This is a genomic window from Iodobacter sp. (genome assembly GCF_025352645.1).
In the GTDB taxonomy this organism is placed as follows: domain Bacteria; phylum Pseudomonadota; class Gammaproteobacteria; order Burkholderiales; family Chitinibacteraceae; genus Iodobacter.
Genome location: NZ_JANXSO010000037.1, coordinates 1 through 13,694 on the forward strand (window position 1 = coordinate 1; position 13,694 = coordinate 13,694).

Here is a 13,694-nt window from a genome sequence, read left to right on the forward strand (position 1 = left end):
GTCGCTATTTGGCAGAAATGCAGTATCGATTTAATCGGCGTTTTGATTTGTGCGCCCTAATTCCACGAATGCTACATGCATTACTCATAGCTAAGCCTTGCCCGCGTGGGAGATTAACTGAGCAAGAGACATAATCAGGTATTGTTTTGTTTGGGTATTGCATTACTTATAATTACCTATTACTTTCAAATTACTTGTTTTGTTTTCAAATTTATTGATTTTAGTCTTTGTTTTTGTTTGTTTTAAATTGACCATTTTATTTTAAATACTTACTATATGCTTTTGAAATGCATGTAGTGAAGTAAAGATGAAATATCAAGTTGTCGGCGAATTACTTACGAAGTACCGACAAATTTTTGCTGCAGCGTGGCAAATCCGCAAGCAGCAAGATCTACCCCCTAAAAGCGCTGACGAGCTTGCCTTTTTACCCGCCGCACTAGAGCTGCAAGAAAATCCCCCTCACCCCGCCGCCCGCATCACCCTTTGGGCTTTGCTCGCTTTCATTCTGATTGCGCTTGCATGGGCCTGCCTTGGCAAGATTGATATTGTGGCCGTGGCACCTGGCAGATTGATTGTGTCTGATCGCAGCAAGACCATTCAGCCCTTAGAGGCTGGGGTGGTGAAATCGATTCATGTGCAAGACGGGCAAACCGTGCAGGCGGGGCAGCTGTTGATCGAGCTGGATGCCACCGTTTCTGGCGCAGAAAACACCAAGCAGCAAACCAATCTGCACGATGCAGAATTAAACGCGCTGCGCGCCAAAGCCTTGCTCGCCGCTTTAGATAGCGGGCAATTGCCTGTTGTTAATCATGTGGCGGCGGGTAAGGAGCTGCAATCTTTGCAAGCCAGCCGTTTAGCCCTTAGTCAGTGGCAGGAATTGCAAGCCAAGCTATCTACCCTAGATAGTGATACTTCACGCAAGCAGGCCGAGCGGGCTGGGGTGCAAGATCAGATCGCTAAGTTTGAGCAAACCTTACCGATTATTAAGCAGCGCGAAAAAGATTTTCAGGATTTAGCCCTGCAAAATTTTGTTTCCAAACACGGCGTGCTAGAGAAACAGCAGGCCAGAATAGAGGCCGAGCAAGATTTAGCCAACCAGCAGCATAAAAAATCAGAGCTAGACGCGGCTATTCGCGGCAATGCCCAGCAAAGAATCGCCATTCAGGCAGAGTTTCGCCGCACCCAACACGATCTGCTCACCCAAGCCAGCGAGCAAGCCCGCTCGTTTACCCAAGACGTGGTTAAAACTGGGCAATTACAAAAACAAACCCGCCTAACCGCGCCCGTCGCCGGAATCGTGCAGCAACTGGCCGTACACACCGTAGGCGGCGTAGTCACCCCCGCGCAAGCCCTGTTGGTGATCGTGCCAAAAGATGAAGCCGTAGAGGCCGAAGTGGTACTGGAAAACAAAGACATTGGCTTTGTCAATGCCGGGCAGGCCGCCGCTATTAAAATTGAAACCTTTAATTACACCAAATACGGCCTAATTGAAGGATTAGTGAGAAACGTCTCTTTTGATGCCGTGCCTGATGAAAAATTAGGATTGATTTATCAGGCCAGAATTAAATTACACAAAAATAAAATGAATATCGACGGTAAATGGCTAAAGCTAGCACCGGGGATGGCGGTAACGGTAGAAATTAAAACGGGGCAGCGCAGAATTATTGAGTATTTCTTATCGCCACTAATGGCGCATGTTTCGGAAAGTACACGGGAGAGGTAAATTTAATGGGGGCCCATTAACATAGCCTATTAGTGGGTTGTTTAATAATTAAAATCATAAGGTGTATTTTCTATGAACAATTTTTTATTGAAAATAATGATAGTTATTCTTTCTATTAATATTTTATTGTTAAGTGTCGCTTGTCAGAAAAGAGAGACGAATATAAACGAAAAAAAACCAATTAGGGATTGTTATAGCGAGGTAATGAATGATAGAAATAATTTAAGTAAATTTGTCACTGTTAATGGAAGAAAAATTGCACTGCCTACTGCGTATATTCAGAGGATGTATTTTACAGCAGACTGTACAGTGGAAGAGATAGAAATGAATATTGCTTTGATTAATGGGGAGTTATCGCCATGGTATAAAATTGATGACCCTATAAAAGAGATTGGAGGGGGGTAGTTGAATCCTCTCCAAATGCAACGATGTTGGTACGTTTTATGGAGGATTTACCTTGGTCAGTTGCGCTTGAAAAAGTATCAATAAAATGTGAGCCACGTATATTAATCCCAGAAAAAGGAATAGCGTATTTTAGCCGAAATGATTGTAAAAATTATAGTAATGCACTTCCACAGATTTCCGTTTTAGATGGCAATAATTACTATGTAAGTTTTTACTGTGATACCCCATCTGATAAAGAGGGGGGAGAGTTAACGACTATTGCACAACTTGAGAAATTTAATTTAGTAGGTGCAGATAATGGTTGTTATGGAAGAGGATTGTTTTACCCTGATATATCTATTAATTTTCTTATAATTAGAAATAAAGGAAAGCCACATATTGATGTGGATGTTGAAATGTTTAAACAATTAGCAATACTTTTGCGAAACGCGTATCAAAATTAAAGGAAATTAATTATGTCTTATCATTGTCGTGTTTAAAAAATGGCAACGTAGGGTAATTGAGTATTTCTTATCGCCGCTTATCGCACATGTTTCAGAAAGTGCACGGGAGAGGTAAATTTAATGGGGGCCCATTAACATAGCCTATTAGTGGGTTGTTAAATAATTAAAAGCATAATGGTGTATTTTCTATGGTCAATTCTTTATTAAAAATAATGATAGTTATTTTTTCTATTAGTGTTTTATTGTTAAGTGTCGCTTGTCAGAAAAGGGAGACGAATATAAACGAAAATAAAGCAACTAGGAATTGTTATAGCGAGGTAATGAATGATAGAAATAATTTAAGTAAATTTACTACAGATAACGAAAGAAAAATGGCGTTACCGACTGCGTATATCCATAAGCTGCGTTTTACGGCGGATTGTAAGGTGGAAGAAGTGGAAATGAATATTTCTTTGATTAATGGGGAGTTATCGCCATGGTATAAAATTGATGACCCTATAAAAGAGATTGGAGGAGGTTTAGTTAATTCTTCTCCGAGTGCAGTAATGTTGGTACGTTTTATGCAAAACGTGCCAAAGTTAATTGATTTTGAAAAAAAAGAAATAAAATGTAAGCCGCGTTTGTTAATTCCAGAAAAAGGAGTGGCTTATTTTAGTGATGATGATTGCAAGCTGAGCTTTGAGTACGAAGTGCTTCAGTTTTATATTACAGATGTAAGTGAGAAAAAATACTTCGTAAATTATTATTGCAATGTTCCATCAAAAGAAGAAGGTGGTGATTTAACTACGATTGCACAACTTGAGAAGTTTAATTTAGTAGGTCCAGGTGATCGTTGCTATGGAAGAGGATTGTTTTACCCTGATATCTCTATTAACTTTCTTTCCATACGTAACGAAGGGAAGCCGCATATTGATGTGGATGTTGAAATGTTTAAGCAATTAGCAATACTTTTGCGAAACGCGTATCAAAATTAAAGGAAATTAATTATGTCTTATCATTATCGCTTTTCAACTGCAGAGCAATCACGGTTGCTGGCGGCGATTGCGGCCTCTTCTGCCGATCAAGCTTCCCCTAAAAAAGCTTCGAGTGCTGGGAATTATGTGCCATTTTATACGGCATTGGCAGATACACTTGAAGGACGATTAAAAACGGGAGCGACGGAAGATGGGCGTTCTTTAACCACTGAAGAAAGTAAAGATTTAGCCAGTGCGGCATTGTGGACTAATGTTGCTATTTTGGCCAATGGCGGAAATGGGGCGCAATCGACATTTATTCGAGATTATACCAAGCGGCAGGGCGAGTTACGAGGCGTGCCAATTGATGATAGCAAAATGCAATTGGCATCCAATGGTGTGGCATTTAATTTGATTCACAATCTTAAAAATGAACCAACATTTCCTTGGTACTGCCCGAGTATTGATTCGATTGCATCAGCAGATGCCTCATCAATTGGTGAAAATCTATTCTCAAGCTTAGGAAAAAAAGATACTGCGGTATCTCACAATAGTGCGTGGTCCGGTACGATTGGCTTTACCTTATTGGGGGGCAGCTCTCCTTATGAAACATGGCGCTTGGTTGGTGCGGGTGATTCAAAGGATCAAGAAAGTTTTAATACACTTGATGATTTTAAAAATATATTATTTGCTATTGATTCATATGACAAAGCACTTAAATCATCAACAATGACGGGAGCAGGTTCTTTTGTTGAGTTTTTAGCAAAATTGTCTAATCCACTGTTTGCTCCATTTGTGAAAGTACCGGCAGATCTACGTTCACAGTATCAAATTGCATCTAGTAGTGGTGTTTATTTGCCCTTTATCCAAAATATAATGAATGCCACTCCATTGGGGCCGATTGTTCGTGTTTTAATGGATCTAGGGTTGCCAGTGGCTTTGACTATGCTAAAGCAAACTTATAGTGGTGAAACATTAAAAACGCCTATTGATGAAAAAAACTATCAAAGTAATTTAAAGCAATTTTTTAGCTACGCTAATATCACGGGAGAAAAACAACGTAGTCTTGGAATTGAGTGGTTGGGTGATAAAAAAGCTAATCAATTAGCTGCTTTAGCGAGTAGTGATAAAAAATATTTGAATGCTTTGGTTAACCTGAGTGCATTTAGTTTGGATTTGCCTAATTATGATGGTCGTGATTTATCGCTGTATCAATCCAATACGAATGAAGGTAAATATACTGAACAGTATATTGCAGATCGTTCAGTAATGTTGGAAGGCATTATTTTTAATGCATTGCACAAACAAAATGCACCTATTTCTAAAACATTCTCCTTTACTGATCTAGCAACTGGGCAGCAATTATTAGCACCTGGGGTAATTAATCCATTAGCCATTTTTGGCCATGATGATCAGCAGGGCGACAAAATAACGGGTGGATCAAATAATGACCATCTATATGGTCTAGGTGGCAACGATAATCTTATTGGAGGAAAAGGCGATGATTACATAGAAGGGAATGATGGCAGTGATATGCTAGATGGTGGCTATGGAAAAGACACTTTAATTGGCGGTAGTGGCAAAGATATTTATTACGCAGGGGCTGGCGATACGATTATTGAAACCGGCAAAGACAGTGAGATCTATCTTGGTGCCCAAAAAACACGCTTGGTTGGTGGGCTGCCGGTTCCTGGGGTAAAAGATGTGTGGCGTAGCGCTGATGGCGCATTTACATGGGTGCGCACTGCCCCAGATACTTTTTTAGTACGTGGGGCCGCAGGCACCATAACCATTAAAGATAGCTCGCAAATTGGTAAGGATGGAAGCTTGAATGTTTTAGGGCTTACGTTAATTGCTGAGGAGGATGGCCCTTCGTCTTCCCCGCCGCCGCCTGGTTCTGGTGGCCCCTTCGGTGGTGGTGTTGATCCATCTGTTTCTGGAGGATTTACGGGTGCAATGCGCTGGCAGCCGCGCCGTGATCCGCTGACGCTTGATCTAGATCGAGATGGTTTGGAAACGGTAGGAACAAAGGACGGAGTACTGTTTGACCATGATGGTGACGGCTTAAAAACGCAATCGGGCTGGGTGAAACCCGATGATGGCTTTTTGGTGCGTGATTTAAATGGCAATAATGTCATTGATAATGGCAGCGAATTATTCGGGGATGCGACGCACAAGCAAGATGGTAGTTTGGCAAAAAATGGCTTTGATGCGCTGGCAGATTTGGATAGTAATAAAGATGGCAAGGTGGATATCAATGATGCCGCATTTGCATCGCTCAGAGTGTGGCGCGATATCAATGGCAATGGCCTCACGGATAGTGGTGAGCTGCTTACGCTGGAGCAAGTGGGTATTGCTAGCTTTAATACCAAGGAAAAAAGCCATAGTTTGATATTAGAAAATGGGAATCGCCTTGCAGATCTAGGTAGCTATACACGCACGGATGGCCAAACTGCGGTATTGGGTGAGGTTGGCGATATGGCAGATATTGATTTAGCAGAAGACACGTTTCATCGTGAATTTACTGATCATCTTACTATTTCTGATGAAATTAAAGCACTGCCAGAAATGGCTGGATCAGGAAAGGTCCGTGATTTGAGGGAGGCGGCTAGTCAGTCTGATTTATTAAAATCATTGCTTTCACAATATAGCAGTACAAATACAGGTGAAGATCGCTTCACTCTGATCGATAAAATGCTTGCAGCTTGGGCTGATACCTCTGGAATGGCTAAATCATTAGAGGAAAGAGCGAAGATTAGCTATAGTTCTGATTCTCAAGCATTTGCATTACCGAAGAGTAGCTATTATTTTGATTATCAAGCATTTGGTGATATTAAAAAACCTGTGGGCTCTACTAGCGCTCAAGATTCATTACGTTTTTCTGAAACAATTCAGTATTGGAATCAGAAGATGCATATTTTAGAGGCATTTAATGGCCGCTATTTTATGACTTTTCCTAATGAAAGAAAAACTACTGATCCTATTATACCAAGTGGAGCTGCATTATCTGGCGGTGGCGGTGGCGGTGGCGGCGGAAGTAGTGCGGCTAGCGCTCCACAAATCCCTACCTTGATTGTTAATTATAGCCAAGAGCAAATAAATCTTTTGAATCAGTCTTATTCTGATCTCAAAGATTCCGTTTATTCAGTGCTGGCCCTTCAAACAAATTTAAAGCCTTATCTTGATCTCATTGCTGTGAAAACTAACAGCGAGCTAGGCACTATTAACTTTGATTGCTCAGGAATATATAGTTTATTTGAGAAACAAATGAAGGAAAGCCCAAAACAAGCCTTAATAAATTTGATCGAGATAAATAAATATGCATCAAAAACACTCATGTTTACAGGGTTTGATGGTTTACATTTATTAGATTCTTATCTAAACAGCCCTGAGTATAGCTCTGTAGTAACGGAAGTAATTTCATTATCAGGAATGCATAAAGTTGATGGGGTTTGGCAAGGTAGTAGTAGGTCGGATTTTGTTTTTGGCGGTAATGATAGTGATCAGTTATTTGGTAAAGAGGGGGATGATTTTATAGTGGGTGGCGCAGGGAACGATGAGTTATATGGGGGTGATGGGGATGATGTTTTAAGTGGTGGTAGTGGAAATGATTCACTGAATGGTGGTTCTGGTGCAGATATCTATTTTTTTGGTAGAGGAAGTGGGAAAGACATCATTACTATGTCGTCCAATAGTATGGATATGGGGGCAGTTGATAGTATACAACTAGGCGAGGGCATTGTTGGCTCTGACTTAATTTTGAGACGCTATGGTGAATTTAATCAATCATTGATAATTTATATTAAAGGCACTGATGATCAGTTGGTGATAGATTGGGCGTTTAGCAATAATCACACTACAGATCATGCAATGAGGTCAATTAAATTTTCGAATGGTACATATTGGAATATGTCCGCTATTAATGAGAAGGCAATCGAGCCTACAATTGAAGGCGATATTTTAATTGGTTATTCCAGTGATGATTTAATTTATGGCGGTGATGGAAATGATTCTTTAAGTGGAAATGGTGGTAATGATATTCTGGATGGTGGTGCTGGCAATGATAAATTAGCTGGGGGTGCTGGAAATGATGTTTATTTTTTTGGTAGGGGCTATGGGGTCGACTCTGTTTTAGATTCATATGATGGTTCAGATAGTTCAGGTAACGATAATACTATTCAATTTGGCGCCGGAATTATTACTTCGGATTTGATTATAAGTCGAATAAATTCAGATCTTATTCTGAACTTAAAAGGGACTAACGATCAGTTATGTATCAACGGCTATTTTGACTTGTTCCGATATGATTATAGCAAAATGGTTTTTAAGCTTGCTGATGGAATAGAGTTGGATGGTGAGTACATTAAAGCCCAAGCTTTATTGGGGACTGCCGAGCGTGATGTCCTAATTGGATATGATTCAAACGACACTATAAATGGTCAGGGAGGGGATGATCTTATTGCTGGGGTGGGAGGCGATGATATTTTAGATGGTGGTGATGGGGATGATATTTTAAATGGTGGTGATGGGAATGATATTTTAAATGGTGGTGATGGGAAGGATTCTTTAAGGGGGAATGAGGGAGATGATTACCTCTCTGGTGGCGAAGGAGATGATGATATATCTGCTGATGCAGGAGATGACACACTAAATGGAGGGGAAGGAAATGATTATTTAGTTGGTGGAGAGGGTAATGATACTTTAGATGGTGGTGCAGGCAATGATCGGCTATTTGGGGGGGCTGGTAAGGATATCTATTTATTTGGTAGAGGAGCGGGGCAGGATCGTATCGGTGCTTCTGATATTAGGAATGAAGTTCATGAACGTAATGGGGATGTTGTTTTATTTGGGGAGGGAATTAAGAAAGAAGATGTCACATTCCGTCGCAACTGGAATGACCTTCAGTTGAAAATAAATGCTTCCGATGATGTACTAGTTATCGAAAAATATTTTTATACAGATGGCACCTCGGATGTGACTCCATGCTTTATACAGTTTGCTGATGGTGATGTATTAGATCTTAGTATTGTTGCTGCCAAAGTGCGTTTACCTTCTAGTGAGGATGACTTTTTACTTCTTGATGCAGCTAATGATTTGATTAATGGTGGTGATGGACGTGATGATATATATGGGGCTGGTGGAAATGATGTACTTTTGGGGGGGAATGGCTTAGATCGTTTGTATGGGGAGGATGGTGATGACCTACTTGATGGTGGGACGGGGGATGATCAGCTAGAGGGGGGTGAGGGGAGTGATCGTCTTTATGGTGGTGAAGATGATGACTTGCTTCATGGTGGAATGGGAGATGATTATCTAGAGGGTGGTGACGGGCATGATCGACTTTATGGTGATGGTGGTGATGATGTATTGGATGGTGGAAATAATAATGCATACAGTGTGGATCTTATGGATGGGGGGGACGGCGCTGATACCTATCTGTTTGCGAAAGGATTTGGGCGTGACGTCATACAGAATGAAGATAATGATGCAATAGGCAGCAAAGCTGATCGAATTGTTTTTGGTATTGGCATTGTTCCTGAGGATGTTGTTTTTAAAAAAGAATATGGGAATTTATATATTTCATTTGATGGTAGTGACGATTCATTAATTGTTAATGATTATTTTAAAGTAAAGAATGGCATGAACGTTGGCATTGCTAATATTGAATTTTATAATGGAACAATATGGGGTTTTGTTGAGGTTGATGGAAGAATTCCTATCCCCTCTCCTGATGTTAAAATAGATAAATCATCTTCGTATGTTGATAATATTATTAATGGCGGGATTGGCAATGATATTCTTATCGGAGGTTATGGTAATGATGTTTTAAGCGGAGGTATAGGGAACGATGATTTAGAAGGGGGCGCTGGTAATGATGTTTTAGATGGGGGGGCGGGAAATGATGCCCTTGATGGAGGTGTGGGTTTTGATACGTATCTTTTTGGAAGAGGGGCTGGCAACGATACGATTAATGTTAAGGGAAGTCATATTGGATCTACTGCTGCTATTAAACTAGCAGAAGATTTATTAAACAGCGATATAGTATTAAAGCGTGTTGGCTATTCATTATTACTCTCGGTGATTGATACGACAGATAGCTTGCTTATAAAAGACTATTTTTACAATAAGTCGACGCAAATTATATTTGCTGATGGTTTAGTGTGGGATACATCGGTGATTCAATCCAAGGTAATGCTTGGAAGTAATGGCAATGATGTGCTGTACGGCACTGCTTTGGCTGACAAATTATTGGGTTTGGATGGCGATGACATGCTGGGTGGCTATGAAGGAAATGACGTCTTAGATGGGGGTGTGGGGCAAGATACCCTTGAGGGTGATAATGGTCAGGACCTTCTTTTGGGGGGGGAAGGCAATGATCGGCTGAGCGGGGGCGAGGGGACAGATACGCTTTATGGTGGGGATGGGCTTGATATTCTTTTTGGAGGCGGGGGTGATGATCTTTTATATGGGGATAATGGTAACGATAGTTTATATGGAAATGAGGACAATGATCTGCTGGTTGGGGGCGATGGTGATGATGTTCTCGATGGCGGTAGCGGTAATGATGTTTTGAATGGTGGTCGTGGTGATGATACATACCTATTTGATCAGTATTCTGGTAATGACACAATTAATGTTTTAGACCTTACCGAAGGGGTTGATATTATACGGTTGGGCGAAGGAGTTCTTACCAGTGATATTACTTTGAAGCGGGATGGTAATACACTTATTTTATCTATTAAAGGCTTTGCTGCCTCTTTGAAGGTAATGAATTATTTTGAAAATACGGCTTCATTTCCTATTGAGCAAATAAAGTTCGCAGATGGTTCAATATGGGATGTCCCTGTAATTAATAACAAAGTTAACGCACTGCTTGGGTTCGATGATCTAATTGAAGGCGATGAAGAAACTAATAAATTAATTGGCAGCGAGGCCAATGAATTGATGCGTGGTTTTGCTGGTAATGATCAATTATTTGCTTTTGCAGGAAATGACCTACTGCAAGGTGGCGAAGGCGATGATTATCTGGATGGTGGCGCAGGTAACGATAAATTAGAAGGGGGCATTGGTAAAGATCAGCTCAGTGGCGGTGAAGGCGATGATTTATTGCTGGCTGGTGCTGGCGATGATAAATACGTCTTTACCGGCAACTGGGGAAATGACGTTCTTGATAACGCCGGTGGCGGCTCTGATTGGTTGTTCTTTTCTGAATTAGAGCGCAACCAGCTGAGCTTTAAGCAAGATGGTAAAGATCTGTTGATTGGCGTAATAGGGGATGCCAGCCGCAGTGTGCGGGTATTGAATCACTTTAATGGTGGTGATGCGGCCATTGCTTATGTACAGCCTAAGTCTGGTTACGCTTTGTCTGCGGTGGATATTGCCAAGCTCTGGGGCGGCGGTGGCGGTAGTACTAATACTCTGAATGGCACGGGTGGCAATGACAATTTATCTGGCACAGCTCAAGTCGATTTAATCACGGGTGCTGCGGGTAATGATTCTTTGTTTGGCCTAGCGGGTAATGACACGCTGCGCGGTGATGAAGGCGATGATTATCTGGATGGTGGCCTTGGCAATGACCGGCTTGAAGGCGGCATAGGCAAGGATCAGCTGGCTGGTGGTGAAGGCGATGATCGCTTAATTGCTGGTGCTGGCGATGATAAATACGTCTTTACCGGTAATTGGGGTAACGATGTGATTGATAACATCGGTGGCGGTTCTGATTGGTTGTTCTTTTCTGAATTAGAGCGCAATCAGCTGAGCTTTAAGCAAGATGGTAAAGATTTATTGATTGGCGTAGTGGGCGATGCTGGCCGTAGTGTGCGAGTGCTGAATCACTTTAATGGGGGTGATGCTGCGATTGCGTATCTGCAGCCTAAATCTGGGAATGCTTTGTCGGCGGCAGATATTGCTAAGCTCTTACCAAATACCGGTGGTAATAACGGTGGAAGTGGCAATGCAAATACGGCTGATTTTGATCAGGTTATTGATGGCGATGCCGCTAATAATCAGCTTCAGGGTGATTCCGGCAAAGATTTAATCCGGGGAATGGCAGGTAATGATCAGCTATTTGGCGGCGAGGGGAATGATCGCTTGGAAGGGGGCGATGGAGATGATTACCTCTCTGGTGGTTTTGGCAGCGGCAATAGTGGCGATGATCTGTTGATGGGCGGTGCTGGCAACGATACTTTGAATGGCGAAGATGGTAATGATCGCCTGGAGGGCGGTGCAGGCAACGATAGTTATGTTTTCGATGGCACTTCACAAGATGTAATTGATAACACTGGCGGGGGCCGCGATGGCATTTTCCTTGCCGATGGTATTGGTGCAGACCGAATTAGCTTTAGCCGCGATGGTGATGATTTATTGCTGATGGTGGATAAAAGCGCAGCGACTTCTGTGCGCGTTCTTAAGCATTTCCTTGGCGGAGATTTGGCAATTAGCTATGTGCAGCCAAGTGGCGGCAATATGATTTCTGCACAGAAAATTGCTCAGATGATTGGAGCGCAATCCATTCCTGGCGGGTATGAAGCGCTGGTGGATGGGGATGCGGGCAATAATAAGTTGTCCGGCACTGCTGCTAAGGATCTGTTGCGTGGTTTTGCTGGCAATGATCAGTTGTTCGGTGGTTTAGGAAATGATCGTTTAGAAGGCGGCGATGGCGATGATTACCTGGCCGGTGGCTACGGCAATGTGGCCAATACGGGCGATGATGTGCTGATCGGTGGCGCGGGCAATGATCAGCTTTCGGGCGAGGATGGTAACGACCGGCTTGAAGGCGGCGTTGGCGATGATAAATACGTCTTTGATGGCAAATCACAGGATGTGATTGATAACACCGGTGGCGGGTTCGATGGGGTGTTCTTTAGCGGCACGGTCACTAAAGATCAGCTGGGTTTCTCACGCTCGGGCGATGATTTATTGATTACCGTAGGTGGCAATGCTCAGCAGAGTGTGCGTGTGCTGAATCATTTCCTTGGTGGTGATTGGGCTATTGATTATGTGCAGCCAGGTGGTGGCGTGCCGTATTTAACCACTGCAGCTATTAATGCTGCGGTTGCCGCTGCTGGCCTGAAATTAGTTGGGACTGAAGGTAACGATACTTTAGTGGGCGATGCTGGCAAGGACACCTTAACAGGGCTGGCCGGTGATGATGTGCTGAATGGGGGGGCTGCTGCAGATACCCTTGTGGGGGGATTAGGCAACGATACTTACATCGTTGATAACGCGGGCGATGTAGTCACGGAGCTGGCAGGCGAGGGAACAGACACGGTACAAAGCAGCCTGAACTGGGTTCTTGGCAGCAATCTGGAAAATCTCACCCTAGTTGGCACTACCGCAATTAACGGCACAGGGAATGAGTTGGCGAATGTATTGATGGGTAATGCAGCCGCCAATACGCTCACTGGCGCGGCAGGCAACGACACGCTGGATGGTGGTGCGGGGGCTGATAAGTTGCAGGGTGGTCTGGGTGACGATCGCTATGTAGTGGATGTGAGTGGTGATGTTATTACAGAAAATGCCAATGAAGGTATTGATACTGTGCAGGCAACGCTGGCATGGACGCTGGGTACTAATCTGGAAAACCTCACGCTGACAGGCTCTGCTGCAATCAACGGCACAGGTAATGCACTGAATAACGTCTTAATGGGTAATGCAGGTGCAAATACACTGAATGGTGCAGAAGGTAACGACACCTTAAGTGGTGGTGCAGGTGTGGATATCTTGAGCGGTGGTGCAGGCAACGACACGTATATTTTAGGGCGTGGAGATGGTGGCGATACCATTATTGAGAATGATGCTACGGCTAAAAACACCGACGTTGCACAGTTTCAGGCGGGTATTGCCAGCAATCAGCTCTGGTTCCGTAAGGTTAGTAATAATCTGGAAGTCAGCGTCATTGGTACTGGTGATAAGCTGACGATGCAGGATTGGTATAAAGGCAATGCTTACCACGTGGAGCAATTTAAAACGTCGGATGGCAAGGTGCTGCTGGATACACAGGTCAATGCCTTGGTTTCAGCCATGGCGGCCTTTAATCCGCCTGCCGCAGGCCAGATGACATTAAATCAGCAGCAACAGGATGCCCTGCAGCCTGTGCTGGCGGCCAACTGGCATTAATGTCTTGATGTAATCAAAAGGCCCAGCCTCGAAAGAGGTTGGGTTTCTTCT

General features: G+C 43.0%; 5 protein-coding genes and 1 pseudogene. All 6 read left to right on the plus strand.

Annotated elements, in window-relative coordinates; genetic code table 11:
- Positions 1–134: pseudogene (locus Q0R17_RS04710) on the plus strand (IS1595 family transposase); the annotation flags it as partial.
- Positions 135–307: 173 nt separating this feature from the next.
- On the plus strand, positions 308–1,723 hold the full coding sequence (locus Q0R17_RS04715) for an HlyD family type I secretion periplasmic adaptor subunit (RefSeq protein WP_293932597.1): 1,416 nt from the start codon (positions 308–310) through the stop codon (positions 1,721–1,723).
- Positions 1,724–1,795: 72 nt separating this feature from the next.
- The gene (locus Q0R17_RS04720) at positions 1,796–2,128 is read left to right on the plus strand and encodes a hypothetical protein (RefSeq protein ID WP_293932599.1); all 333 of its coding nucleotides are present in this window, start codon (positions 1,796–1,798) and stop codon (positions 2,126–2,128) included.
- 38 nt (positions 2,129–2,166) lie between these two features.
- Positions 2,167–2,571: a hypothetical protein gene (locus Q0R17_RS04725; RefSeq protein WP_293932601.1), complete on the plus strand. Its 405-nt coding sequence runs from the start codon at positions 2,167–2,169 to the stop codon at positions 2,569–2,571.
- Positions 2,572–2,759: 188 nt separating this feature from the next.
- Complete coding sequence (locus Q0R17_RS04730) at positions 2,760–3,545, plus strand: hypothetical protein (RefSeq protein ID WP_293932602.1); 786 nt, start codon at positions 2,760–2,762, stop codon at positions 3,543–3,545.
- 12 nt (positions 3,546–3,557) lie between these two features.
- On the plus strand, positions 3,558–13,643 hold the full coding sequence (locus Q0R17_RS04735) for a calcium-binding protein (protein WP_293932604.1): 10,086 nt from the start codon (positions 3,558–3,560) through the stop codon (positions 13,641–13,643).
- Positions 13,644–13,694 lie beyond the last annotated feature (51 nt).

Bases quoted from the DNA above. Each gene is read 5' to 3' on its own strand.
- Q0R17_RS04715 (WP_293932597.1), top strand. From the start codon at position 308: ATGAAATATCAAGTTGTCGGCGAATTACTTACGAAGTACCGACAAATT.
- Q0R17_RS04720 (WP_293932599.1), top strand. From the start codon at position 1,796: ATGAACAATTTTTTATTGAAAATAATGATAGTTATTCTTTCTATTAAT.
- Q0R17_RS04725 (WP_293932601.1), top strand. From the start codon at position 2,167: ATGGAGGATTTACCTTGGTCAGTTGCGCTTGAAAAAGTATCAATAAAA.
- Q0R17_RS04730 (WP_293932602.1), top strand. From the start codon at position 2,760: ATGGTCAATTCTTTATTAAAAATAATGATAGTTATTTTTTCTATTAGT.
- Q0R17_RS04735 (WP_293932604.1), top strand. From the start codon at position 3,558: ATGTCTTATCATTATCGCTTTTCAACTGCAGAGCAATCACGGTTGCTG.